Here is a 24,187-nt window from a genome sequence, read left to right as displayed (position 1 = left end):
ATAATAAAGAGAATACTAATTTAAAATGAAATCATTCTTCATGAAAAAGACCCTTATTATTTTAATAAGGGTCTAAAAATTATAATCCAAATATACTAAAAATCATTTTGCGGCGCTTCGGTTTCTTTTCACGTTCATATGTTGGTTTTGTATCGGGAGTAATATATAGTGGTTCTTCTTTCTTGAGGTCAGCTTCTAGCTTTTGAATTCGCTCTAACATTTCCTCCATTTCACGGCGATGTTGTAAAAGTTGGTACGTAACTACATCATTTGCCTTATCTTGCATTTGTTCTTCCATTCGATCTAGCCTTCTCGTAATTGTGCTTAATTGAGCGGATAATTGCTCAAAATCATGCGATGATATGTTTTGAACAATTGTATTTACTTGAGTTTTTAATTCTTCAACATCGTTTGACGATGTTTTTGGAGTAGGGTGAGAATTTTGAGACTGCTCTATTTGTGAAAGATGGTATTCTAACATTTGGTCTAAATTATCTTGTGTAAAAATAAAGTGACCATATTTATTTTTTTCTATCGTAAGATTTAATTGTTGTGCAATCCGGACAACAGCCTTTGGGCTAACACCTAATTTTTTTGCGATAAATGGTGTTTTATATTCCAAAATAATCCCTCCTATATATATCCTGTTGAATGATTTCGATCTATGAAGTAAGTTCCCTTCTAGTGTGACAAAAGAAGTGTGGAATCGGCAAAGAAAGTGTTTTTTCACGAAATGAAGCTGTGAAGAATATATCGTGTATATAAAAATATTTTATCCTAAAATTTAGAACAATTTGACTGATGGAAATGAATTAGATTATCATAATGATAAATATCTTTTTTATGTATGCATATAATATATAAAAAGGTGGTTGCTAATGTAGAATTTTGTTAGAGTATTAGAATACTTACTTCACTTGAATAAAATTAAGTAGGAGGTGGCTTCCTTGCTTACAATGTAAGTAAGGAAAAGTATTTGGACATATATAGTATAAGTATAGTGATTGTTTTAATTGCCTTAACGGCATTTTTCGTTGCAGCAGAATTTGCAATTGTTAAAGTGCGAAGTTCACGAATTGACTATTTAATTGCAGAAGGAAATAATCGCGCAACATCTGTCAAAACAGTCATTACAAACTTAGACGAATATTTATCTGCTTGTCAGCTAGGAATAACAGTTACAGCTCTGGGGATTGGGTGGTTTGGTAAACCTGCGTTAAAGCAAATGTTTGACACGCTTTTTGTAAATTTGAACATTTCTTCCCAACTAGCAGACATTTTTGCTGTAATTTTAGTGTTTTTGTTTATTACATTTTTACATGTTGTAATAGGGGAATTGGCCCCAAAAACATTTGCGATTCAAAAAGCTGAACAAGTGAGTTTATTTGTTGCTAAACCGTTAATTTTCTTTTATCGTATGGCGTTTCCATTTATTTGGCTATTAAATGGATCAGCCCGAATGATTACGAAGTTGCTAGGGCTGAAGCCACCGAAAGGGCACGATGAGGTTCATTCAGAAGAAGAATTACGGTTATTAGTTTCAGAAAGTTACAAAAATGGAGAGATTAATCAATCTGAATATAAATATGTAAATAAAATCTTTGAATTTGATGATCGTATAGCAAAAGAAATAATGGTACCCCGAACTGAGATGCATATTATTAGTAAAGAAATGCCTGCTGAAGAAGCTTTGCAAAAAATGTCTCAGGAAAAATATACGAGGTATCCAGTTGTTGATGGCGACAAAGATCACGTAATAGGTTTTGTAAACTTTAAAGATATTTTCACAGATTTTGTGCAGCATAAGGCGGTAAGTAATAAGAAAGTAGAGCAATATATGAGGCCGATTATTTTAGTTATCGACTCTATCCCAATACACGACTTGTTTTTAAAAATGCAAAAAGAAAGAACACATATTGCTATATTAATAGATGAATATGGTGGTACGTCTGGACTTGTTACTGTTGAAGACATTTTAGAAGAAATAGTTGGAGATATTCAAGATGAGTTTGATACAGATGAACAGCCAGAAATTCAACAAGTTAGTGAAACGAAAACGATATTAGAGGGAAAAGTGCTCGTTAGTGAAGTGAATACGTTGTTAGGATTAACGATCGATGATAATGGTGTTGATACAATAGGTGGATGGATTTTAACGAAGAATATAGAAATCGCTGAAGAGGATTTCATTGAAATTGAAAATTATAAGTTTTGCGTGAAAGAATTAGATGGACACTATATAAAGAGACTAGAAGTTACAAAAAGTGTAGAATCAATTGTTGTATTAGAAGATGAAAAACAAATTTCATTACAAGAACAAATTAGTTCGTAGACTCTGCTATTTGGCAGAGTTTTTTTGAACATAATGTTTTTGGCAGAATAAGGGCTATGATACAATGACATAAGTCAGACCTTTCACTAGGTGAAGTATTGTTGTATATATATGGAAGGGGAAGAATTATGAAAAAACATTTATATATAAATGGAGATTGGAAGTCTGTAAACACGTATAAACCATTATACGCACCATATTCTGAAGAAACATTAGCGGAAATTGCACAAGGAACGAAAGAAGATGTACAAGAGGCTGTTACTGCTGCAAAAAATGCAATGAAAGAAATGAATACATTATCTGCATATGATCGTGCGACTATTTTAGAGAAGGTTGCACAAAAAATGGATGAAAGAAGAGAAGAGTTTGCACAGATTATTGCAAAAGAGGCTGCAAAACCAATTCGTGCTGCGAGGGGAGAAGTAGATCGTACCGTTCAGACATACAAATTTGCAGCGGAAGAAGCGAAGCGTATATACGGCGAGACACTGCCACTGGACGCAGCACCTGGTGCAGATGGGCGCATTGCATACACAATGCGAAAACCGATTGGGGTTATAGGAGCTATTACACCATTTAATTTCCCGTTAAATTTAGTGGCACATAAAGTCGGTCCTGCAATTGCTGCTGGAAATACAGTGGTGTTAAAACCAGCTGATCAAACGCCATTATCGTCTTACGCATTAGTTGAACTATTTGAAGAGGCAGGATTGCCAAAAGGAGCTTTAAATATTATTTCTGGTCCTGGTGCAACTGTAGGTGAGGCGATAGTTACAAATGATGATGTTGCTTCCATTACTTTTACAGGAAGTCCGAAAGTTGGAATTGGAATTAAGGCAAAGGCTGGGTTAAAGCGAGTTACGTTAGAACTAGGATCGAATGCTGCTGTTATTATTGATGAAGATGTAGAATTAACAGATGAATTAATTGAACGCGTAAAATGGGGAGCATTTGTTAATAATGGACAAGTTTGTATTTCGGTACAACGTGTTTTTGTACATGAAAAGAGAATGGATGAATTTCTTTCAAAGCTAAAGAAAGCAATGGAAACAGTTGTTGTTGGGGATCCATTGCTTGAGGAAACGGATGTATCGGCTTTAATTTCGAAAAAAGATGTAGAGCGAATAGAAATGTGGGTGCAAGAAGCGATTAAGGAAGGTGCAGCTGTTTTATATGGTGGCAAGAAACATGATGCAAGGATATTTGAACCAACTGTATTAACAAATGTTCCAGAGTATGTATCTGTACAGTGCCAAGAAGTATTTGGTCCACTTATGACAGTAAATACATTTGAAGAATTTGATGAAGCGATAGAGCAAGTAAATCATTCACGTTACGGCCTACAAGCAGGCGTATTTACAAATAATTTATTTAAAGCTATGCGTGCAATTGATGAGCTTGAAGTTGGCGGTGTCATGATAAATGATATTCCAACGTTCAGGGTAGATCATATGCCTTATGGTGGTGTGAAAGAAAGCGGCACGGGGCGTGAAGGAATTAAATATGCAATAGAAGAAATGACAGAAATGAAATTAGTATGTATTAAAAAATAAAGCAAATAGGACTTAAACAATAAAAAAACGAGTAGGAAATGTTTACGATTCCATACTCGTTTTTTTATTGTTTGTTTTACGTTTCTCAGAATGAATTCATTTAATCAAGTGTACCTTTTACTTCATTTCTTGTTTGAAAATAGCATCTTCTACATAAATTTGTTCTTTGTCAACAGCAGTGCTATGAGATAATACTAAACCGATTGGTGTTTCTGTACCTTTATTTTGAACAATTGTAAAAGGAACATTTTTTTCATTTGCTAATTTAATGTATTTAGATAAATGTGGGTAAGCAATGCCACCATTTAGGAATATTTGTAATGATTGAGAAGAGCGCATGCTACTAGCTACTTCAGAATATACATTACTTTGCATTACTTGACCGATAGTTAAAGCGATTTCTACACGCTCACGTAATGTAGTTAAATACATATTACGTTCTTCTGGTTTGTTCTGCTTTTGGCCGTAAATGCCTTCTTGGAGATAATCTTCCACATTTTTATTTACCATATTTTTCACACCTTTCATTTTCTATTGTACGAAAGAATGAAGCAGGATGCAAAAAAAGTCTCATCGAATGTAAAAAACTTTGAGTGAAAGGAAGGAAAATGGAATGTATCAATCTAAACAATTAATAAAGACATTAAAAATTTTATCAACACATATTAACAAAATGTGACAATAATCTATTAACGAATCGTGATTTTTGTGTTAATATTCAAAATATAAAGGGTGTTCGTCGCATGGAAATGGAGGGAATGGAGGTTTTTCCAATCGATAAGGATATTAAAGAAGTATTTTGTTCGCACTTGAAAAACAACAGGCACCAATTCGTTGAGAACTGGAAAAACAAAATGATAATTTCCGATAAAGATCCATTTAAACTAGAAGCATTTCAAAATGGGGAGGATTTATTAGAGTTAATTATCGAACTTACTATGGAAGAAAAAGATATAGATTATCTTCAGCCATTATGCGAGAAAATTGCTATTGAACGTGCAGGAGCAGATGCGAATATTGGAGATTTTGTTTATAATGCAAACGTGGGAAGAAATGAGCTTTTCGAAGCGATGTGTGAATTAGATGTTAGCGCACGTGAATTGAAACCAATTATGGCTCAAATACATACTTGTTTTGACAAATTAATTTATTATACTGTTTTAAAATACTCGGAAATAATATCAAGAAATTTAGAGGAAAAACAGCAATATATTAACGAAACACATAAAGAAAGGCTGACGATTTTAGGGCAAATGTCAGCTAGTTTTGTACATGAATTTCGTAACCCACTTACTTCCATTATGGGATTTGTCAAATTATTAAAGGCCGATCATCCTAGTTTATCGTATTTAGATATTATTTCGCATGAATTAGACCAATTAAATTTTCGTATTTCACAATTTTTACTCGTATCGAAAAAAGAAATGTGGACTGAATCAGAACGATTTTGGCTTAATGATTTGTTTCAAGATATTATACAGTTCTTATATCCGAGTTTGGTCAATGCAAATGTATCAATTGAAAAGAATTTGCCGTATCCAATTCCACTTGTTGGTTATCGGAGTGAAGTGAGACAAGTAGTTTTAAATATATTAATGAATTCAATTGACGCTCTTGAATCAATGAAAGAAGAAAGAAAAATTATCATTGATGTATTTGAAGAAGATCAATCGATTCGAATTGTAATAAAAAATAATGGACCAATGATTCCAGCTGAAAATGTAGAAACGATTTTTGAACCATTTGTAACTACTAAAAAATTAGGAACTGGTATTGGGTTATTTGTATGTAAACAAATTGTAGAAAAACATAATGGGTCCATCATGTGTCGTTCAGATAACGATTGGACAGAATTTCAAATTGCATTTCAAAAATAAACAGTCTACACCAAATAAATGGTGTAGACTGTTTTAATTCGTAAGTATAACGGCTTCTAATTTAGGATCTTTCGTTGAATAACCTAAAAGTGAAATTGTATAAATGATATTCGGTTCGACTTTGAAATCCGGAATAGTTAGCAAGACCCTTGGATTATCTGCGAGTGAAACTTCAATATCTGCTGTACCTGGGCTAACTTCTAAAAAATCTGTTATTTGTTTAAAGAGTACATTTTCAAATAAATGATCTCCACCTTTTAAACTTACATTTATAACAGGGGTATCTGGAGAAAAATGTACAAACCGTATTTTGGCTTGGCCTGCTGGTAAATGAGTATTATCAAGCATAGGTTGTAATTGTAGATGATTATCAATATTTATTGCAGCAAAAGTATAAGAGTGATTTCCCATTATCGGTACTAAAGCTGAAAAGACGGGAGTTTCATTTCCTACAGGGACAATATCTATACGGTATTTACCTTGCACTAATGTTAAATAGGGACTAAATTGTTTGAAAGAAATATTTTTAATAACCTTTTGTCCGTTTACTAAAATATCAACTGCAGGTGTATTTGAAGCTGAGTGAAAAAACCTTATGTGTGATGGTAAAGCAGCTTCTTGTGAATCTCTTTTTTCATATGCCTGTACAAGTTTCGTAAGCGCATCATAATATTTCATATATAGTTCTACATATTTTTTCGGATTATGAAATTGATAGTAACGAGCGAGCTGTTCGTATCGTGCAGCTTCTTGTCCATATTTTTCGATTTCAGATTGAGACATGAACATTCCTCCTTTGTCATCATTAAAACTATATGCTTAGCAAGAACGGGGTTATGCGAAAAAATTGTTTTTTAAAGGAGGAAAGTTGAAAGTGAATAAAAAGTATTGCTTAGGGATAAGTGTAGTTTAGGCGAACGAGCGTTATATATTTTTAGAGGAAACAGCAATTGATCATCCTTATTGGGTGATGATGTAATGATTACAATGTGTATTTCAAAATAAAAAACCTTAAGAACGTATCAATTAAAATATCGAAAACATGTCCCAAAATCCTTAGGAAACTAGAGGATTTTTTAAATTATGGGCAAATACACATACAAAGTGATAATTGTCCTACATAAATTATAAAGGAAAGGTAGTTTGAAAATGAGGAAAGGAATGGAAGCTTGGGATGGGGATATCCCGACAGGAATTGTGAATGGAGTTATGGACGATTTTGTGCTTTAGGCTGTAGGATGAATTTTGAATTTGTAACATTCTTTTTTCTATTTATGTTGGAAAGTGACAGTATTAACCGATAAAAGAGCGTCGTACCGAACTGATTAATGTGGTTAATCGGTTCTTTTTTTATTGTTAAAACAATGGAGAATGTATGTGAAATATAGATTACTATAAAAATAATTGCTATGCATTTAGTAGGATTAATTGTCGAGAATTGTTTGAAAATATGCAATGTAAAGTAAGGTATTAGGAAGGAGTTTAAAGGGAGTTTCGTCGAAGTTTACACAATGTCGGCATTTGAGGGAAGCTGGCATTATGTTAAAAAATATTTAGTGAAGCGTTAATTTTATATAAGGGAGGGTGTTTGAGCGTATAGATAAGGGTTGGTCTTCGTTCTAAGTTCCGAATTTTCTGTTTTTGAAATAATATTTAGCACTCATTTGTATATTTTATAATAGTTTTTTGATAAATTCACTGCTTTCGCAGAGGGTTCTTTTTTATGAAAGAAACGTCAATTTTCTTCATATATATATACAAATTGGAGAAATGGGGGAGCGCTATGCGCGATTACTTAATTAAACCACTTGTTGGTCAGCCGTATCCAATGATTTCACATGGAAAAGGTGTGTATTTGTATGACCAAAATGGAAATAAATATTTTGATGGCTCGTCAGGGGCGATTACGGCAGGTATTGGACATGGCGTAAAGGAGATTGCGGACGTTATCAAAAAGCAAGCAGAGGAGATTGCTTTCGTTTATAGATCACAGTTTACGAGTGAACCAGCTGAAAAATTAGCGGAAAAATTAAGCGATTTAAGTGTAGGAGATTTGAACTGGAGCTTTTTTGTGAATAGCGGTACGGAAGCAAATGAAACGGCTATGAAAATTGCAATTCAGCATTTTCAAGAGCGAGGTATTCAAGGGAAGCATAAAATTTTGTCACGATGGATGAGTTATCACGGTATTACGATGGGAGCCTTATCAATGTCTGGGCATCCACTGCGCAGACAACGTTTCGTGTCAATTTTAGAAGATTATCCAACTATTCCAGCACCATATTGTTTTAGATGTCCAATGCAAAAGGTATATCCAACTTGTCAGCTTGCTTGTGCGACAGAACTAGAAAGATCAATTGAAAGAATTGGAGCAGAACATATCGCAGCTTTTATCGCTGAACCGATTATTGGAGCAGCTGGAGGCGCAGTCGTTCCGCCGAAAGAATATTATAAAGTTATTAAAGATATTTGTAGTCATTACGATATTTTATTTATTGCAGATGAAGTAATGACTGGGCTTGGTCGTACTGGCGCATGGTTTGCGATGGAGCATTGGGGTGTAGAACCGGATATTATGACACTTGGTAAAGGTTTAGGAGCTGGATACACACCGATGGCAGCGACGGTTGTAAGTGACCGAGTAATGGAGCCGATTTTACGAGGATCACGTTCTGTTATGAGTGGGCATACGTTAAGTGCAAATCCATTATCTGCAGCAACAGCTCTAGCTGTTATTGAATATATGGAGAAACATAATCTACCTGAAAAAACAGCGGAAAAGGGAGAGTATTTAATAAAAGGATTGCAGAAAGTTCAGCAACAATCGACAATCATTGCTGATGTACGCGGGAAAGGGTTGCTGATTGGAGTAGAATTGCAATCGTTTACAAAGGCGTCGGAACTTATTTCGGTTGCAGCTAAAAATGGTCTTCTTTTATACCAAGCTGTTTCAGGGCAGGCAGGAAAAGAAGATAGTGCACTGCTTGTGGCACCGCCAATGACAACTACATATTCCGAGTTAGATGAATTACTTTCAATTTTTGCAAAAAGTGTAGAAGAAATGATGCAAAAAGGAGGGCATAGTATCGCATGACAACTATTACGAATACATTCGATAAATTAAAAGAGATAGAGGAAGTAATTTCTTTGTTCCACGATGATATGACATTAATGTTTGGAGGATTTGGGGGGATTGGATCCCCTCCATCTTTAATACAGGCGATTTTAGAAAAAGGAGTTACAAATTTAAATTTAATAGGAAATGATACGGGATTTCCTGATGTAGGGATTGGTCGTCTCGTTACGAATGAAAGGGTAAAATCATTAATTACTTCTCATATTGGTTCAAATCCAAATGCAGGACGACAACTAAACGAAGGAAGATTACAAATTGAGTTTTCTCCTCAAGGAACATTAGCAGAGCGTATTCGCGCTGGTGGTGTAGGACTTGGAGGTGTATTAGTTGATGTAGGTGTTGATACGATTGTAGAAGAAGGAAAACGTACAGTTGAAATGAATGACAAGACATATTTAGTTGAAACAGCATTAACTGCTGAGGTTGCGATTGTATATGCGAAAAAAGCGGATCCGTTCGGTAATCTTGTGTTTGATAAGAGCGCCCGTAACATGAATCCTCACGTTGCTATGGCCGGGGATATAACGATTGTAGAAGCAGAAGAAATTGTTCCACTCGGAAGTTTAGATCCAGAAGAAATTGTTGTCCCAGGAGTATTTGTAAATTATATCGTACCATCGGAAGGAGTGAATTGGAAATGGGTATGGGCATAGAAGTGAGAGATAAAATTGCTAGACGTGCAGCGAAAGAAATACAAAATGGTATGATTGTAAATTTAGGTATTGGTATACCATCGCTTGTACCGAATCATCTTCCTAACGATATAAACGTTATGTTTCATGCGGAAAATGGAATTGTAGGTATGGGACCTACGCCAAGCAAAGGAAATGAAGACGAAAACTTATGTAACGCAGCAGGTTTGCCAACTTCTCTTATTACTGGAGCGAGTTATTTTGATAGCTGCACAGCGTTTGGGATGATTCGAAAAGGTTTACTAGATATTACGATTCTTGGTTCATTACAAGTGAGTGAGAATGGTGATTTAGCTAACTGGATCGTTCCAGGAAAACGCGTTCCTGGTATTGGGGGAGCGATGGATTTGGCACAAAAAGCGAAGCGGGTCGTTGTTGTAATGAATCATGTCGATAAATACGGAAATGCAAAAATTGTTTCGGAGTGTACGTTACCATTAACTTCAAAGAAATGTGTAGATTTAATAATTACGGATATGGCAGTTATGGAAGTGACGCCGAGTGGACTTATTTTACAAGAATTAATGAGCCCGTACACAGTGGAAGATATAAAAAAACATACAGAAGCGGAGTTTGAAATTGGCTCTAACTTACTAGTAATTGAATGAGGGGAGATGTAATATATGGAGCAATTAAAAAAACAAGTTTGTGATTATATTGAGAGTCATGAAGAGGAAAGCGTAAAGTTTTTAAAACGATTAATTCAAGAAAAGAGCGTATCTGGTGATGAAAGTGGTGCGCAGGCAATTGTAATTGAAAAATTACGTGAGCTAGGTTTAGATCTTGATATTTGGGAGCCTTCATTTTCTAAAATGAAAGATCATCCTTATTTTGTATCACCGCGTACAAGTTTTTCAGATAGCCCCAACATTGTAGCAACCCTTAAAGGAAGCGGCGACGGGAAATCTATGATATTAAACGGGCATATAGATGTTGTACCAGAAGGAGATGTGAATCAGTGGGACCATCACCCTTATAGTGGTGAGAAAATAGGAAATCGTATATATGGCCGTGGAACAACGGATATGAAAGGCGGCAATGTCGCACTTATGCTTGCGATGGAAGCAATTATTGAATCTCGTATTGAATTAAAAGGAGATATTTATTTTCAAAGTGTAATAGAAGAAGAAAGCGGCGGGGCAGGAACATTAGCGACTATATTACGAGGATATAAAGCGGATGGTGTTATTATTCCAGAACCAACAAATATGAAGTTTTTCCCGAAACAACAAGGATCCATGTGGTTTCGTCTGCATGTGAAAGGGAAAGCAGCACACGGTGGAACGCGTTATGAAGGAGTAAGTGCAATTGAAAAAAGTATGTTTGTTGTAGAGCATTTGAGAAAATTGGAAGTGAAGAGAAATGACCGAATTACAGACCCATTATTTAAGGGAATCCCGATTCCAATTCCAATTAATATTGGGAAAATAGAAGGCGGGAGCTGGCCAAGTTCTGTTCCAGATTCGTTAATTTTAGAAGGAAGATGCGGTATTGCGCCGAATGAGACTATAGAGGCAGCAAAAGAAGAGTTTGAGAATTGGGTCGCTGAATTAAATGATGTGGACAATTGGTTTGTTGAAAATCCAGTAGAAGTAGAATGGTTTGGTGCGAGATGGGTTCCTGGTGAACTAGAAGAAAATCATGAGTTAATTACAACACTCGGGCATAACTTTGTTGAAATCGAAGGGAACAAACCAATTATTGAAGCATCTCCGTGGGGGACTGATGGAGGTTTATTTACACAAATCGCAGGTGTACCAACGATAGTATTTGGCCCAGGAGAAACGAAAGTAGCACATTATCCAAACGAATATATAGAAGTTGATAAAATGATAGCTGCCGCAAAAATTATTGCATGTACATTACTAGATTGGTGTGAGGTGAAAAAATGAAATACTATGAATCTTTTAGAGAGCAGACGAATGGCTATACAGTAGAAGGCGTTTTGGACTATTTTAATAAACGTATTCGAGTAGATCACTACACAGGAAATATTGAGAGGATTATCCAAACAATTGATGAATTAGCAGAGAAACATTCTTTCACTAAATGTATTGTTAAAGGAAAGGGAGAGCATGTTTCAACATGGCTCTCTTTCGGTTTTTTATTAGAAGCAACGATACCACATTATTTTCAAGGTCACGATGCATACTTCTTCGTGAAATTTAATAATGATGAAAGACGAAATAGTATTCATTGGGCTGAGGAAGATAGCATTTTAAGCGGTGTAAAAGAAAAAGAAGTAAAGGAAAAAATAGTCCCTGAGAAATTTTTATTAAGAAAAGCGACAGAAGAGGATGCAGAAGAATTAGCAGCTGTATTTGGAAAAGTATTTGAAGTTTATCCTACTCCTTTAAACGAAGCGAGTTATGTAAAACAAACGATGAAAGAAGACGATACAATTTACTATGTATATGAATTTGAGGGGGAAATAATTAGTACAGCATCTGCAGAAATGAATATAAAAGAAGGAAATGCAGAATTAACGAATTGTGCTACTTTACCCGAATATCGTAAACATGGATTTATGAAAAGTTTATTAATTAAGTTAGAAGAAGAACTGCAAGAAAAATCGATTTTCTGCTCCTATACAATTGCTCGATCGCTTTCTTTCGGAATGAATGCTGCCTTTCATCAGTTAGGTTATACGTATACAGGAAGACTGGCGAACAATTGCTACATTTTCGATAAGCTGGAAGATATGAATGTATGGGTGAAAGATTTGTCTAAATAGAACGGAATCGTCATGCTTATAATCGCATATAGGTATGCCGAAAACTCGGCATGTGATTGCTGGGTTTTCGGCAAAAGGGGGGATGACATTGCTAGCAGTTTCGACACAAGAAGTCATTGAAGCGATTTTGGGCAGTATTGATGAGGCTATACACGCAGTAAATGAAAATGGTATTACAATTTTCTATAATACTGTAGCTGCAAAACACGATGGATCAAAAATTGAAAAAGTGTTAGGTAAACATTTGTTAGAAGCGTTTCCATCTTTATCTAGGGAAACAAGTACGTTGATGAAAGTGTTAGATACAAAAAAACCAATCGTTCATCAAGTTCAGCATTATCAAAATTTAAATGGGGAAGACATTTGTACAGTAAATACGACGTTACCTATTTTTATAGATGGAAATATTGCTGGAGCTGTAGAAATTGCAAAGGATTATTCCACCGTTCAAAAACTTACGGATACCATTGTAGATTTGCAATCAAAAATAAAGCGGTCATCTAGAAAAAAAACAATCAAAAAGCATGTTGCATTTGAGACGATTGTGACGAACGATGCTCGGTTTAAACAGACGAAAGAATTAGCACAAAAAGTAGCGCCAACTGATGCAAATGTTTTAATATATGGGGAAACAGGAACAGGTAAAGAATTATTTGTACAAGCGATTCATGAAGCTTCTAAACGGAAGAACAAGCCATTTATTGCACAAAACTGCGCAGCTTTGCCAGAGTCGCTATTAGAAAGTTTATTGTTTGGAACGACGAAAGGTAGCTATACTGGGGCAATTGAACGAGCGGGATTATTTGAACTTGTAGATGGTGGGACATTGTTTTTAGACGAACTGAATTCAATGCCTCTCGATTTACAAGCGAAAATGCTACGTGTATTAGAAGATGGTGTTATTCGTCGAATTGGTGATAATAAGACGAGAAAAGTAGATGTTCGCGTTATTACTGCAATGAATCAGCCACCAGAAGTATGTTTAAGAGAGAATAAAATTCGTACTGATTTATATTATCGATTAAATGTCTTTTCATTATATATTCCGCCGCTACGTGAAAGAACTGAGGATGTATTATTATTAGCGTCTTATTTTTTGAACGAATATAATAAAAGTTATAAAAAAGGTGTACTTCAAATGGATAAGGGAGCAAAAGAAAGGCTACAAGCTTATCAATGGCCTGGCAATGTTCGGGAGCTAAAACATACGATTGAACATGCTGTCATAATTGCAGAAGGGGATACACTAACAGCCAATTGTTTACCACGTACGTTTCGAAAAGAGAATCTGCCAAAGAAGAAGAGCATATTGCCACTTAGAGAAGCACTTCATCAAACGGAAAAGGAATTAATAGATCAAGCGTTAATTGAAACGGAAGGGAATATATTACAAGCTGCAAAAATGTTAGGTATCCCTCGCCAAACGCTGCAATATAAACTGAGTAAGTACGACAAAACCGCCGAATAATTGGCGGTTTTTGTGTGTTTGCACCAATAAAAGAGCGTTTACATATATAAAAAGTAATGAATATGATAGTATGTATGGATTTCAAACAGTGCTTACAAATATTTTTTCGCTTATGTAATAGCGTTCTCCGTACATTTACTTATCAATAATGTAAAGTTGGCATAACTATTGCTTATATAAAGGATGAGCGTATAAAAAGGGGGAATAGCAATGTTACATGATGTATACAAACCAAATCGTCACTGGAAGGATATTGAGTTGTGGAAGGATGTTACTGAAGAACAATGGAATGACTGGGTTTGGCAATTAACGAATACGATCAAAACTTTGGATGACTTAAAGAAAGTGATTAATTTAATACCTGAAGAAGAAGAAGGCGTTAAAATTTCAACAAAAACGATCCCGTTAAATATTACACCGTACTATGCTTGGCTAATGAATCCTGATGACCCACGCTGTCCGATTCGGATGCAATCTGTACCGATCTCGGAAGAGTTATATAAAACAAAATATGATTTAGAAGATCCGCTTCATGAAGATGAAGATTCACCAGTTCCAGGGCTAACACATCGTTATCCAGACCGCGTATTATTCTTAGTAACGAATCAATGTTCTATGTATTGTCGTTACTGTACACGCCGTCGTTTTAGTGGACAAATTGGAATGGGTGTACCGAAGAAACAATTAGATGATGCAATTGGTTACATTCGTGATACACCACAAGTACGAGATGTATTAATTTCTGGTGGTGACGGTCTTCTTATTAACGATAAAATTTTAGAATATGTATTAAAAAATTTACGAGAGATTCCGCATGTCGAGATTATTCGTATCGGAACGAGAGCGCCGGTAGTATTCCCGCAGCGTATTACAGAAAACTTATGTAACATTATTAAAAAATACCATCCAGTATGGCTGAATACACATTTCAATACTTCTATTGAAATTACAGAAGAGTCGAAAAAAGCATGTGAAATGCTAGCGAATGCTGGTGTTCCAATCGGAAACCAAGCAGTAATTTTAGCTGGTATTAACGACAGCGTTCCAATTATGAAAAAACTTATGCATGACTTAGTAAAAATCCGTGTACGTCCATACTACATTTATCAATGTGACTTATCTGAAGGTATTGGTCATTTCCGTGCACCAGTATCTAAAGGTCTTGAAATTATTGAAGGTTTACGCGGTCATACATCTGGTTATGCGGTTCCAACATTCGTTGTTGATGCACCAGGAGGAGGCGGAAAAATTGCGCTTCAACCAAACTATTTAATCTCGCAAAGTGCAGATAAAGTTGTGCTTCGTAACTTTGAAGGTGTTATTACAACGTATCCAGAGCCAGAGAGCTATATCCCAGGAAGAGCAGAAGGGTACTTTAAAGAAATCTATCCAAACTACGAAGAAAAACGTTCAGATGTTGGTATCGCAGGTCTTATGAGTGATAAGAAATTTAACCTTGTTCCAGACGACTTACAGCGTATGAGCCGTCGTAAAGACTATGAAGATAATGACACTCATGCATCACTAAAAGATAAACGTGATAAGCGTGATCAACTTAAAGATAAAAAATATCAATCGCAAATGGCTAAATTAGAAGAAAACGACAAAAAAAATGAGGGTGATGCAGTATGAATTGTATGTGGTGTGACAGTACAGAAGCGAAAGAAAGCTTGAATACTGTATATTGGGAATTACCAGATGGTACGAAAGCCATTGAAATCCAAGAGACACCATGCATTTCTTGTTCCTCATGTGGTATGGACTATCAAGCAGATCAAACAGTGAAAGAAATAGAAGATCAATTGTTTCTAATTTATACGAAAGATTTACCAAAACAACTAACATATGAAGAATTAATGGGAAGACCACGTCTATTAAAGAGAAATTATTTCGACTTTTAACCAGCTTTTATGCTGGTTTTTTTCTTTTTTGCCTTGTATAATGTATCCAAGTTAGAAAGGTAGGGAATATTTTTGAAAAAGACATTTTACCACTATATGATGAAGCATCGTGCAGCTTTATTTAGTAATGAAGTATCGAATTTAGCAGAAGCAATGTATGATGATTTAAGCTTTCCAAAGCAATCTGAAGATTATGATGAAATTAGTTCATACTTAGAGTTAAGTGGATTGCTAGAAAGTATGTCTATATTTGATGAAGCTTGGGATTTATACATACAAGAGAGATAAGAACTATATGAAATTTTTGACGTGAAGCTAGTCTATTTGCTAGCTTTTTTTACGTTGTAAATAATTTTTTTATACGGTGATATTTTTTATTGAAAAAATTTATGAATATACGCTTCTGTGATAAGCGTTTTTATGTAGGTTGCATATACTGTTATCAAAATCACGACGTCAAAAAAAGGAGAGATATAGATGGCAAGAAAAAAGCAACCTAAATATAACGTAGGGGACATAGTCGTGATTACGCTATATGGAACCGTTGGTAAAATCACAAATATGAAGATTTTAGATGGAGTTTACGTATACGAAGTCAATAATCACGATGGGTTTTACGTAGAGCAAACATTGCAGCACGTTTCAGAGCAAGATATGAAAAAAGGTGAAACTGAGTGGATTGAATTAAATTATAATTTCACATTTGGTGATCTCGTGCAAGTAACAGGATATGATAAAGATGTGTTTCGAATTGTTGGTTTTCGTACAGAAGTATGGAGATATAAAAATGACGCATGGGAAGATACCATATATGAATTGTCACGAATTACGGATGGTGAATGGTTAGAAGCAGATGAGTCGGATTTAACGTTACTTGCCAATGCTCAAACCGCAAATGCAATTTTGAAGAAAATGAAACAAGATAAAGCTGGTATGAATAAATTAGATTTAGGAAAATTAAAGTCAATTAACAACTCAAAAAAAGTGAGTGTTAAGACAAATCGTCAAGAAATCATTGATGGATTACTTGATATTTATAACGATTATCAATTGTTATTCGATATATTTAAAGATGAAGAATACAAAATTGTTATGGATGTTGTTCATAATTATTTAGTTAAATTGACAGAGAAAAAATAGTTAACTAGAAAGAGAGAATGAATTGAACAACAACATATGCAGTATAAGGTATGCCTACAATTATTAAAAAAATAAAAAGCCATTTAATAAGAGAGTCTGCCCATTGATCTTCATGCATGAACTCTTCTTTTGTTTGCCCTACTTCTTGCTTTGCCACATATTGGTATTCCATAATTAAATCCCCCTTTTTGATAGCTTGTACTACCATCGTATGAACCTCGTCCTAAAGATATGACCTATAAAAAAATAAAAACTATTTTTCTAATCTCATATACATATTTTTGAGATTTTTTCATAAAACAGAAATAAAGGAGTGATGCTCATGAAGGAAATTGAAGTCGTAATTGATACGGAAGAGATTGCGGAGTTTTTTTATGAGCAACTAATTGAAAGAGGATACGTCCCAAAACGAGAAGAAATTGAAGATCTCGCAGATATTACATTCGAGTATTTATTAGAGAAATGTATGATTGATGAAGTGTTTGATGAAGAGGATGAGTGAAAGTAACGGCGGGCTTAACTCGTCGTTTTTTACTCTTTACAAACTTGTCACAAATATAGTCGGAAATTATTGGTATAATTAAAAGAAAATTTTACTCAAGAGGTGAAGGGATGTTCAAAAAAATTATTGATTCTTTATTAGGTAGGAAAAAAAATCGTTCGTATTCTAGTAGTGATTATCGTCATAGAGGTCGCTCTTATTCAAGTAGCGATTATAAACGACGTTCATCTGGTTATGGGCATCAGCATTATAAAAGAAAACGTAAAAGCCGTAGCTTCTTTTCAAGTAGCTGATGAAATGGCGTCGTATACTAGCTTTATTTGATAGACCACTGCGAAAAAATACAATCGTTGCAGAACGTTATAAAATCGAATCAGTAATTGGAATGGGCAGTTATGGGGTTACATATGTCGTTAATGATTTACAAATAAATAGAAATAAAGTCTTAAAACAATTAAGACAAAGTAAACAAAGGTATGAGTCTGGTAGAAAATCATTTGAACAAGAGAAAATGATTTTACAAACATTAAATCATCATGCAATTCCTAGTTTATATGATCATTTCGTATGGGAGAAAAAAAGCTTTTTCGTGATGGAATATATGCCTGGTAAAAATTTCGAAGATTATATTTTCTTAGATGGGCATGTATATACAGAACGTGAAGTTTTTAAAATTTTATATGAAATATTAGATATTGTATCTGTGTTTCATAGTGAAGGTATTATTCACCGAGATTTACGCATTCCCAATATATTAATCAAAGAAAACGAAATTAGTATTATTGATTTTGGATTGGCTAAATTGAAAGGTGAAGGTGATGAACGAGCTACAACTTATGAAGGTGAACAAGCTTTGATGCGAGAAGTACACTTTCGTAGTGATTTTTATGCGCTCGGTCATTTCTCATTATTTTTATTATATGCAGGCTATGAATCTAATGAAAAACATGAAAAACCATGGTATGACGAATTAACTTTGGAAAATTATAACCGTGAAATGCTTATGCGCATGTTACAAATAAAAACGCCGTACTATGAGAATGTACAAGAATTAAAAAAAGATGTAGCTTTTGCTTTAGAAAGGATGGAGGATCCATGTTTCAAAAATTTTTAGCAAGCGTTGGTATTGGTAATGCAAAAGTAGATACAGTTCTTGAAAAAGATGAGTATATTGTTGGAGAAGAGATACTAGGGAAGGTTCATATAACTGGTGGTTCAGTTAGCCAACAAATTGAAAGCATTTACTTAACGTTATCAACTTCGTATGTACGAGAAGTTGATGATAAAAAAGTAACGGCAACGTATGATTTAGAGCGTGTTCGTTTAACAGAACCTTTTTCTGTTGAGCCGAATGAAAAAAAAGAAATTCCATTTTCATTTACAATGCCAGTTGAAACGCCGCTTACACTTGGAATGAAAACAGTTTGGGTACATACAGGCCTTGATATTAAACGCAGTATAGACCCAAGTGATCGTGATTACATTCAAGTGTTGCCAAATGCACTATTAAATAGTGTATTAGAGAGTGTAAATCATTTAGGTTTTAAAGCGCGTCATATAGAGTGTGAAGAATTACCGTATCGATTACGTAAACAAGTGCCATTTGCACAAGAATTTGAGTTTGTTCCTGTTTCCGGAGAGTATTATGGGAAATTAGATGAACTAGAATTGTTAATCTTACCAAGTGCTTATGATCGCCTAGAGATTGTTATGGAAGTAGACAGAAAATCTCGTGGATTAGCAGGTTTATTTGCAGAAGCGCTTGATCTTGACGAGAAAGTGATTCGCTTTACAGTAACGAATGAAGATATTCCAGTAATGAAGGGAAAAATTAACAATTATATTTTTTAATAAACTATGCATAAAAAAGAAATGGAGAGGAAAACTAAAATAACCGCTCCATTTTTTTGCATAGTGAGGTTATGTATGTGAAACGATATCGACATTTATACTTGTTAAGTTTTACGTTACTCATTTGTTTTGTCGTATTATCACTTTCGTATCATACCGCTTGTATTGAGAAATTTGACAATATAGTCGCGCATTTTATTCAAAGTTTTCGGAACGATTACTTGACAGCCTACTTTACTTGGATGTCTTTTATCGGTTCCAAAAGAATATATTTTCCGTTACTCATTATTCTTGTAATGTATTTTCTCGTTAGAAAAAAATTGCTTAGTGCATTACTTCTAACAATTAATTATTATGGATCTCGTTATTTAAACAGTATGCTTAAACTATGGTACGAACGAGCAAGACCTGATGTAACGCAGCTTGTTACTGCAACTGGATATAGTTTTCCGAGCGGTCATACGATGAATGCTACTGCTTTTTTAGGATTTATTGCATACGTCACAATTACAGAAGAACGTATTACATTGCATAAAAAATTGTTGATTATTTTTATAGCGAGCTTTGTTGTATTATCTATTTCAGTTAGCCGAATATATCTTGGCGTTCACTATCCATCTGACATATTAGCAGGATGGGCAGCTGGCGGTAGCTGGCTCGTTTTATGTGTTATATTTCATAAAGCTTTCATTAAAAAAGAACCTATGTCATAATAGGTTCTTTTTTAATTGGTTCAACATGAATGTGTGCATGGTAAATACCAAACTTTTTCCGAAGCATAGCCTCGATGTTGTCAGTAATACAATGACTTTCACCAACATCCATACGAGCATCTACTTCGATTGTAATATCAACGTACGTTTGATTCCCGTACATACGAGCACGAATATCTACGATATTTTCCACGCCACTAATATGTTCAATAGCATCAGCGTACTCTTCCATCTTATCTGGATCGATTCCATCCGTTAACATATGAGAAGCTTCTACGAAAATCTCCCATGCAGTTTTACAAATAATAAGGCCGACAATTAAAGCAGCAATAGGATCTAAAATAGGCATTTGGAACTGTGAACCGACAATACCTACTACTGTACCAATACTTACGAGAACGTCTGATAAATTATCCTTTGCAGCGGCTTCTAATGATTTACTTTTTGTGCGCGCTGCAATCTTTTTCGTATACAAATACACAAAGTACATAACGACAGCAGAAAATAAGGCTACCCATGCAGCAAGTACATTAGGCGCTGCGTGTTTCGGATTAAAAAAAGATTGAATGGCACTAATAATAACTTCTAATCCGACCGTTGCCATAATAAAAGAAGCAACAAGTGATGCAATTTGTTCTGCGCGCGAATGCCCATAAGGATGATCTGGGTCACGAGGTTTACGAGAGATTTTTAGACCAATTAATATCGCTAAAGAAGCACCGATATCCGTTAAGTTATTTAAACCGTCAGCACGTAATGCGCTAGAGAGGGTAATATAACTGATGATGATTTTCATAGAGGATAAAAATATGTAGGCCATAATGCTGACAATCGCACCTTTATCAGCTTCTTTATGAGAAAGAGTATCCATTTTAATCACTCACCTTTCTACAAGGAATTTCTTTCTATAAATAGAGTATCAAACGAAACTCGTGTGGGTCTATACAAACATTGTTGACGTTTTTTAGGTTTTTAAGAAGAGGATAACAAAGTTTCGTGAAGGAAAAATATGTTGTAAAGTGCAAAGTTAGGGTGTAAAAATAATGGGATTTATTGATAATTCAAAGAGTAGGAGGGTGAGAGGCTGAAAAAACTAATATTTTTCTTACTATGTATTGTTCTTATTTTGACTGGGTGTAATCCATCAAATATTGAAAATGAGAAGGAACATAATATTTCTAAAGTATCCATATCTACTTTTAATGGCTACGGTGGATTAAATGAAAATTATTTTCTAAATATAGAAGACAAACAAATAATCAATGGAATTAATAATATATTTAATGATATGAAAAAACAAAAGAGAAGAGGTGAAATACCACAATACGATATATTAATTACATATGAAAATAGTGATACGAAAGGTATACATTTATACCTCGGAGATGAAGGAGAAAGGAGTGTAATTATGTACATAGGTCATGAAAACACTGCATATTACACTTCTGAAGAAATGACGAAACAACTACGAAAGATAATTGTAAATAAAGATTAAAACCCTCTGAAAAATATTTTTCAGAGGGTTTTAATCTTAGTATGCTTCTAAAAACTCAGTAACTTGCTCTTCAGTTTTTGCGTTAGCACTATGTAAGTGGCCTAGCTTCTCGCCATTTTGATATACAAGTAAACTTGGAATACCCATTACTTGATATTCTTCAGCGATACTTGGAAACTCATCTTTATTAATAGAATACCATTCAAACTTATTGAACTCTTCCATTACATCTCCGATAAAGTTGTCCATACGTACGCAATCTGGGCACCATGTAGTAAAGAACTTAACAACTACTGGCTCCTCACTTGCGATGATGTCTTTGAATTCCTTGTCAGACCTGATTTCTCTCATGTTTTTGTCTCCTCTCAATGTCACACGGATAAGCTAGTATTTTTATGCAAAATCCGTAATTGCAAACATTTTGCAAACATTAGTGTTTTTGAAATAGATTATTTGCAAAATCTTCAACTGCTTTTTCTTGTAGGCCTGGTACAACATGTGAGTAGGTGTCCAATGTGATACCTACTTTTTTATGTCCTAATCGTTCACTTACGATTTTCGGGTGAATACCCTGTTTCAACATTAATGTTGCATTGGTATGCCTTAAATCGTGGAACCGAATATCAGGAACCCCACATTTCTTTATAAGCTTTTTTCAGAGCTGTGTCAAACTTCTGAAATTACGTAGGAGAAATGTGGGATACAGCACATAATTATCCAGACAGTAAACTGCAATTAGCAGATGACGTTGAAATAATTTTTAATTTGTTTATGGAATTAGGAACAAAACACCTCGGCTTTACTCATGAAGATATAGAACAAGCATACCTGGAAAAGAACGAAGTAAATCATCAACGCCAGGATGATGGATATTGATGATTACCTTTACAGTTTTTGGTGAACCAGTAGCACAAGGGAGACCACGAGCGAGCACTATTAATGGTCGAGTTCGTATGTATGATCCGAAAAAATTACGTGATTTTAAGCAATATGTAAAATTAGTTGCTTCAGAACATGCTCCAGCTAATTTGCTTGAGGGAGCACTCGTGATGAAAGTCAAAGTATATAAGCCATCACTTAAAAGTTTTTCGAAAAAGAAAGCACTACAAGCAGAACAAGGACTGTTACGCCCAACAGTAAAACCAGATGTCGATAATTACATAAAGCGCATAAAAGATGCGATGCAAAAAGAGTTACGTGAAGTATCAAAGCTGTATGAGGACCTCAAGAAAGCAAATGAGCTACTTGCAAAAGAACACATCGCAGAAACAAAATTACGCTTGGAAACGGAAGACGCACTAAAGTTATCACAAGATCAACTACAATCTCGTGAAGAAGATTACAGTACATTACTTAATGAATTTAATGCAATTACAGAAAAGAATCATGAACTAGAGCATGACTTACGAAAAATGCATATCAATGTACGTGCTGCGAAAGAACGTGAGCACCGTTTAGAACTACAAGGTAGATCACAAGCGCTTGGTATGGCACTTAAGGCAGTCTTATAGGTGGATGGTATGAAACTGACAAAAGAAGAACGAAAAGAGCTCACATACCAGATTGGCGACATTATCGAACAGAAATGCAGACGTTGTTATTACCATCGTACATCAAACGAATGCTTTAGTATCAATGAATGTAAGGCATGCTAGACTGGTCAAATATTACGCCAGTTGGGTAGATATTTTGATACACAATCTAAAAAGAATGGTGGACCTAGAAGGAAAGCGCCAAGTGGTTTAACACCTGAGGTTGTCAGGAATTTAAATATGCAAGGTATACCGGATAGAGATATTGGTATTATGTATGATCTTAGCCCCTCGTATGTCGGGAAAAAGAAAAACCAATGGAAACGAGCGGGTATTTGGAAAGGTCCAACTGATATGAGGGAAATAAAAAAGGCTAGGGTTTCTCCTAGCGTTCAAGCAACTTGTTATAAGAAAGGGGCTAACGCAGAACGCTTGCCACACCTTTAATATATAACTACTTTGGGACAAATAGTGCGAATGACAGCAATCTTTACAAGTGTTTTACGTAAGAGTTATATATTTAAAGTTTTTGATAGATAATCAAATTTGAATTTTGTTCCTAAATAGGTAGTGTATTCAATAGATTTTGATACCTGGGATAACTAAAGGTCCCCATACAAAATAAATTATAAGGAGACTTATTGTTTATGTTATTAGTTATTGATAGTTAAGGTATTTATTAAAATTATAAGTGAGCTAATAATGAAGGAATCATAGTTTATCGTTCTTTTTATTTAAGGATATTACTCTTTATTTTATATTATTATAATTTTACTTTAAATGTTTATTACTGTAGCGGTAAAATTTCTATCATTAATAGTTGGAGAACTTATGTTAGATCCAGTGATGGCTATTACCATATCGTATACGTAACTCCCAGGAAGAGGATTATCTATCCATATTCCTGAAATATTTTGTCTAAGATTAATTGTAACACCTTCTGGCTTAAAGTTTTGTTGGAAGTCACCTTGGCTAGAAAGTGGAACGGCAGTTCTTCTGAAAACAAGAGCTGCAGATACAATATAACTTATACCTGCAGCTGGAACACCAACAGAGGTACTAAAAGCTCCTTCTAACTTTACTATTTGATTAATTCCTACACTAACGGCTGGTAAAGATAAAGTAACGGGAGCACCTATACCACCAGTACTTTGACTGAAATTAAGTGAGTCAATCCCAGTACCAGTTGGTCCAGTAGGCCCAGTGATGCCGGTAGGTCCAGTGTTTCCAGTAGGCCCAGTGATGCCGGTAGGTCCAGTGT

At 34.9% G+C, this 24,187-nt stretch carries 27 protein-coding genes and 3 pseudogenes; 22 read left to right on the top strand and 8 right to left on the bottom strand.

What is annotated here, in order from left to right; genetic code table 11:
* Window positions 1-79: 79 nt before the first annotated feature.
* Window positions 80-622: a chromosome-anchoring protein RacA gene (gene racA, locus F8162_RS23530; RefSeq protein WP_151630540.1), complete on the bottom strand. Its 543-nt coding sequence runs from the start codon at window positions 620-622 to the stop codon at window positions 80-82.
* Window positions 623-976: 354 nt separating this feature from the next.
* On the opposite strand from racA, the gene F8162_RS23525 reads away from it, so the two are divergent.
* Window positions 977-2,332 carry a hemolysin family protein gene (locus F8162_RS23525; RefSeq protein WP_151630539.1) on the top strand — a complete coding sequence of 452 codons (1,356 nt, stop codon included), beginning with the start codon at window positions 977-979 and terminating at the stop codon, window positions 2,330-2,332.
* Window positions 2,333-2,460: 128 nt separating this feature from the next.
* Window positions 2,461-3,885, top strand: coding sequence for an aldehyde dehydrogenase family protein (locus tag F8162_RS23520; protein WP_151630538.1), 1,425 nt, complete (start codon window positions 2,461-2,463; stop codon window positions 3,883-3,885).
* Between the two features lie 117 nt (window positions 3,886-4,002).
* Here F8162_RS23520 and F8162_RS23515 read toward each other — a convergent pair whose 3' ends face one another.
* Window positions 4,003-4,395: a YueI family protein gene (locus tag F8162_RS23515; RefSeq protein WP_000247572.1), complete on the bottom strand. Its 393-nt coding sequence runs from the start codon at window positions 4,393-4,395 to the stop codon at window positions 4,003-4,005.
* Window positions 4,396-4,628: 233 nt separating this feature from the next.
* Between F8162_RS23515 and F8162_RS23510 the strand changes: the two genes are divergently transcribed.
* Window positions 4,629-5,762, top strand: coding sequence for a BA2291 family sporulation histidine kinase (locus F8162_RS23510; RefSeq protein WP_413226533.1), 1,134 nt, complete (start codon window positions 4,629-4,631; stop codon window positions 5,760-5,762).
* A 33-nt stretch (window positions 5,763-5,795) separates the two neighbouring features.
* Here the strand turns inward: F8162_RS23510 and F8162_RS23505 are convergent, their stop codons facing one another.
* Window positions 5,796-6,545, bottom strand: a complete 750-nt coding sequence (locus F8162_RS23505; protein ID WP_151630537.1) for a DUF4397 domain-containing protein — start codon at window positions 6,543-6,545, stop codon at window positions 5,796-5,798.
* A gap of 1,000 nt (window positions 6,546-7,545) precedes the next feature.
* Between F8162_RS23505 and F8162_RS23500 the strand changes: the two genes are divergently transcribed.
* From F8162_RS23500 to F8162_RS23455, 10 genes are all read left to right on the top strand, one after another.
* Window positions 7,546-8,856: an aspartate aminotransferase family protein gene (locus F8162_RS23500; RefSeq protein WP_151630536.1), complete on the top strand. Its 1,311-nt coding sequence runs from the start codon at window positions 7,546-7,548 to the stop codon at window positions 8,854-8,856.
* Entirely contained in the window at window positions 8,853-9,551 is a 699-nt protein-coding gene (gene atoD, locus F8162_RS23495; RefSeq protein WP_046959335.1) for an acetate CoA-transferase subunit alpha, read from the top strand. Before F8162_RS23500 ends, atoD begins: the two co-directional genes overlap by 4 nt.
* Window positions 9,536-10,198, top strand: a complete 663-nt coding sequence (locus tag F8162_RS23490) for a CoA transferase subunit B (RefSeq protein WP_151630535.1) — start codon at window positions 9,536-9,538, stop codon at window positions 10,196-10,198. The genes atoD and F8162_RS23490 overlap by 16 nt, the downstream gene beginning before the upstream one ends.
* Window positions 10,199-10,213: 15 nt before the next feature.
* A complete protein-coding gene (locus tag F8162_RS23485; protein WP_151630534.1) occupies window positions 10,214-11,482 on the top strand; it encodes a peptidase in 1,269 nt (422 codons plus the stop codon).
* A complete protein-coding gene (ablB, locus tag F8162_RS23480) occupies window positions 11,479-12,324 on the top strand; it encodes a putative beta-lysine N-acetyltransferase (protein WP_151630533.1) in 846 nt (281 codons plus the stop codon). The genes F8162_RS23485 and ablB overlap by 4 nt, the downstream gene beginning before the upstream one ends.
* Before the next feature lie 82 nt (window positions 12,325-12,406).
* The gene (rocR, locus tag F8162_RS23475) at window positions 12,407-13,792 is read left to right on the top strand and encodes an arginine utilization transcriptional regulator RocR (RefSeq protein ID WP_151630532.1); all 1,386 of its coding nucleotides are present in this window, start codon (window positions 12,407-12,409) and stop codon (window positions 13,790-13,792) included.
* Between the two features lie 210 nt (window positions 13,793-14,002).
* The gene (ablA, locus tag F8162_RS23470) at window positions 14,003-15,424 is read left to right on the top strand and encodes a lysine 2,3-aminomutase (RefSeq protein WP_000902132.1); all 1,422 of its coding nucleotides are present in this window, start codon (window positions 14,003-14,005) and stop codon (window positions 15,422-15,424) included.
* On the top strand, window positions 15,421-15,693 hold the full coding sequence (locus F8162_RS23465) for a YokU family protein (protein WP_000995761.1): 273 nt from the start codon (window positions 15,421-15,423) through the stop codon (window positions 15,691-15,693). The genes ablA and F8162_RS23465 overlap by 4 nt, the downstream gene beginning before the upstream one ends.
* Before the next feature lie 72 nt (window positions 15,694-15,765).
* Window positions 15,766-15,981 carry a YozE family protein gene (locus tag F8162_RS23460; protein ID WP_000750728.1) on the top strand — a complete coding sequence of 72 codons (216 nt, stop codon included), beginning with the start codon at window positions 15,766-15,768 and terminating at the stop codon, window positions 15,979-15,981.
* A gap of 189 nt (window positions 15,982-16,170) precedes the next feature.
* Complete coding sequence (locus F8162_RS23455) at window positions 16,171-16,833, top strand: hypothetical protein (RefSeq protein WP_151630531.1); 663 nt, start codon at window positions 16,171-16,173, stop codon at window positions 16,831-16,833.
* Window positions 16,834-16,837: 4 nt separating this feature from the next.
* Here F8162_RS23455 and F8162_RS23450 read toward each other — a convergent pair whose 3' ends face one another.
* Window positions 16,838-17,005, bottom strand: a complete 168-nt coding sequence (locus tag F8162_RS23450) for a DUF3930 family protein (protein WP_151630530.1) — start codon at window positions 17,003-17,005, stop codon at window positions 16,838-16,840.
* A gap of 150 nt (window positions 17,006-17,155) precedes the next feature.
* On the opposite strand from F8162_RS23450, the gene F8162_RS23445 reads away from it, so the two are divergent.
* The 5 genes from F8162_RS23445 to F8162_RS23425 all read left to right on the top strand — a co-directional run bounded on the left by F8162_RS23445 (window position 17,156) and on the right by F8162_RS23425 (window position 19,899).
* Window positions 17,156-17,335, top strand: a complete 180-nt coding sequence (locus F8162_RS23445) for a YozD family protein (protein WP_000658451.1) — start codon at window positions 17,156-17,158, stop codon at window positions 17,333-17,335.
* A 110-nt stretch (window positions 17,336-17,445) separates the two neighbouring features.
* On the top strand, window positions 17,446-17,628 hold the full coding sequence (locus F8162_RS23440; RefSeq protein WP_000473373.1) for a hypothetical protein: 183 nt from the start codon (window positions 17,446-17,448) through the stop codon (window positions 17,626-17,628).
* On the top strand, window positions 17,628-18,449 hold the full coding sequence (locus tag F8162_RS23435; protein WP_151630529.1) for a serine/threonine protein kinase: 822 nt from the start codon (window positions 17,628-17,630) through the stop codon (window positions 18,447-18,449). The genes F8162_RS23440 and F8162_RS23435 overlap by 1 nt, the downstream gene beginning before the upstream one ends.
* Window positions 18,431-19,186: a sporulation protein gene (locus F8162_RS23430; protein WP_151630528.1), complete on the top strand. Its 756-nt coding sequence runs from the start codon at window positions 18,431-18,433 to the stop codon at window positions 19,184-19,186. Before F8162_RS23435 ends, F8162_RS23430 begins: the two co-directional genes overlap by 19 nt.
* A gap of 77 nt (window positions 19,187-19,263) precedes the next feature.
* A complete protein-coding gene (locus F8162_RS23425) occupies window positions 19,264-19,899 on the top strand; it encodes a phosphatase PAP2 family protein (protein ID WP_064477325.1) in 636 nt (211 codons plus the stop codon).
* Here F8162_RS23425 and F8162_RS23420 read toward each other — a convergent pair.
* Entirely contained in the window at window positions 19,889-20,770 is an 882-nt protein-coding gene (locus F8162_RS23420; RefSeq protein WP_151630527.1) for a cation diffusion facilitator family transporter, read from the bottom strand. The genes F8162_RS23425 and F8162_RS23420 overlap by 11 nt on opposite strands.
* A 255-nt stretch (window positions 20,771-21,025) precedes the next feature.
* Here F8162_RS23420 and F8162_RS23415 point away from each other — a divergent pair, with 255 nt between their 5' ends.
* Complete coding sequence (locus tag F8162_RS23415) at window positions 21,026-21,394, top strand: hypothetical protein (protein WP_225990178.1); 369 nt, start codon at window positions 21,026-21,028, stop codon at window positions 21,392-21,394.
* Window positions 21,395-21,430: 36 nt separating this feature from the next.
* Here the strand turns inward: F8162_RS23415 and F8162_RS23410 are convergent, their stop codons facing one another.
* Both F8162_RS23410 and F8162_RS23405 read right to left on the bottom strand, forming a co-directional pair.
* Window positions 21,431-21,745 (bottom strand): thioredoxin family protein, encoded by a 315-nt coding sequence (locus F8162_RS23410; protein WP_151630525.1) that lies wholly within the window; start codon window positions 21,743-21,745, stop codon window positions 21,431-21,433.
* 79 nt (window positions 21,746-21,824) lie between these two features.
* Window positions 21,825-22,076 (bottom strand): annotated as a pseudogene (locus F8162_RS23405) (tyrosine-type recombinase/integrase); the annotation flags it as partial.
* Window positions 22,077-22,162: 86 nt separating this feature from the next.
* On the opposite strand from F8162_RS23405, the pseudogene F8162_RS29160 reads away from it, so the two are divergent.
* The 3 genes and pseudogenes from F8162_RS29160 to F8162_RS29155 all read left to right on the top strand — a co-directional run.
* Window positions 22,163-22,270, top strand: a pseudogene (locus F8162_RS29160) (dUTP diphosphatase); the annotation flags it as partial.
* Window positions 22,270-22,584: pseudogene (locus F8162_RS28915) on the top strand (RusA family crossover junction endodeoxyribonuclease); the annotation flags it as partial. The pseudogenes F8162_RS29160 and F8162_RS28915, both read left to right, overlap by 1 nt.
* 582 nt (window positions 22,585-23,166) lie before the next feature.
* The gene (locus F8162_RS29155) at window positions 23,167-23,373 is read left to right on the top strand and encodes a hypothetical protein (RefSeq protein WP_225990177.1); all 207 of its coding nucleotides are present in this window, start codon (window positions 23,167-23,169) and stop codon (window positions 23,371-23,373) included.
* 329 nt (window positions 23,374-23,702) lie between these two features.
* Here the strand turns inward: F8162_RS29155 and F8162_RS28905 are convergent.
* A partial coding sequence (locus F8162_RS28905; protein ID WP_192797672.1) for a hypothetical protein occupies window positions 23,703-24,187 on the bottom strand: 485 nt, incomplete at its 5' end.

The organism is Bacillus sp. CH140a_4T (genome assembly GCF_008923725.1).
Taxonomy (GTDB): domain Bacteria; phylum Bacillota; class Bacilli; order Bacillales; family Bacillaceae_G; genus Bacillus_A.
Note: the sequence above shows the minus strand (reverse complement) of the source record. Positions and strands in the feature narration are given on the sequence as shown.

Bases quoted from the DNA above. Each gene is read 5' to 3' on its own strand.
- F8162_RS23520 (WP_151630538.1), top strand. From the start codon at position 2,461: ATGAAAAAACATTTATATATAAATGGAGATTGGAAGTCTGTAAACACG.
- F8162_RS23515 (WP_000247572.1), bottom strand. From the start codon at position 4,395: ATGGTAAATAAAAATGTGGAAGATTATCTCCAAGAAGGCATTTACGGC.
- F8162_RS23510 (WP_413226533.1), top strand. From the start codon at position 4,629: ATGGAAATGGAGGGAATGGAGGTTTTTCCAATCGATAAGGATATTAAA.
- F8162_RS23505 (WP_151630537.1), bottom strand. From the start codon at position 6,545: ATGTCTCAATCTGAAATCGAAAAATATGGACAAGAAGCTGCACGATAC.
- F8162_RS23500 (WP_151630536.1), top strand. From the start codon at position 7,546: ATGCGCGATTACTTAATTAAACCACTTGTTGGTCAGCCGTATCCAATG.
- atoD (WP_046959335.1), top strand. From the start codon at position 8,853: ATGACAACTATTACGAATACATTCGATAAATTAAAAGAGATAGAGGAA.
- F8162_RS23490 (WP_151630535.1), top strand. From the start codon at position 9,536: ATGGGTATGGGCATAGAAGTGAGAGATAAAATTGCTAGACGTGCAGCG.
- F8162_RS23485 (WP_151630534.1), top strand. From the start codon at position 10,214: ATGGAGCAATTAAAAAAACAAGTTTGTGATTATATTGAGAGTCATGAA.
- ablB (WP_151630533.1), top strand. From the start codon at position 11,479: ATGAAATACTATGAATCTTTTAGAGAGCAGACGAATGGCTATACAGTA.
- rocR (WP_151630532.1), top strand. From the start codon at position 12,407: ATGACATTGCTAGCAGTTTCGACACAAGAAGTCATTGAAGCGATTTTG.
- ablA (WP_000902132.1), top strand. From the start codon at position 14,003: ATGTTACATGATGTATACAAACCAAATCGTCACTGGAAGGATATTGAG.
- F8162_RS23465 (WP_000995761.1), top strand. From the start codon at position 15,421: ATGAATTGTATGTGGTGTGACAGTACAGAAGCGAAAGAAAGCTTGAAT.
- F8162_RS23455 (WP_151630531.1), top strand. From the start codon at position 16,171: ATGGCAAGAAAAAAGCAACCTAAATATAACGTAGGGGACATAGTCGTG.
- F8162_RS23450 (WP_151630530.1), bottom strand. From the start codon at position 17,005: ATGGAATACCAATATGTGGCAAAGCAAGAAGTAGGGCAAACAAAAGAA.
- F8162_RS23445 (WP_000658451.1), top strand. From the start codon at position 17,156: ATGAAGGAAATTGAAGTCGTAATTGATACGGAAGAGATTGCGGAGTTT.
- F8162_RS23440 (WP_000473373.1), top strand. From the start codon at position 17,446: ATGTTCAAAAAAATTATTGATTCTTTATTAGGTAGGAAAAAAAATCGT.
- F8162_RS23435 (WP_151630529.1), top strand. From the start codon at position 17,628: ATGAAATGGCGTCGTATACTAGCTTTATTTGATAGACCACTGCGAAAA.
- F8162_RS23430 (WP_151630528.1), top strand. From the start codon at position 18,431: ATGTTTCAAAAATTTTTAGCAAGCGTTGGTATTGGTAATGCAAAAGTA.
- F8162_RS23420 (WP_151630527.1), bottom strand. From the start codon at position 20,770: ATGGATACTCTTTCTCATAAAGAAGCTGATAAAGGTGCGATTGTCAGC.
- F8162_RS23410 (WP_151630525.1), bottom strand. From the start codon at position 21,745: ATGAGAGAAATCAGGTCTGACAAGGAATTCAAAGACATCATCGCAAGT.
- F8162_RS29155 (WP_225990177.1), top strand. From the start codon at position 23,167: ATGCAAGGTATACCGGATAGAGATATTGGTATTATGTATGATCTTAGC.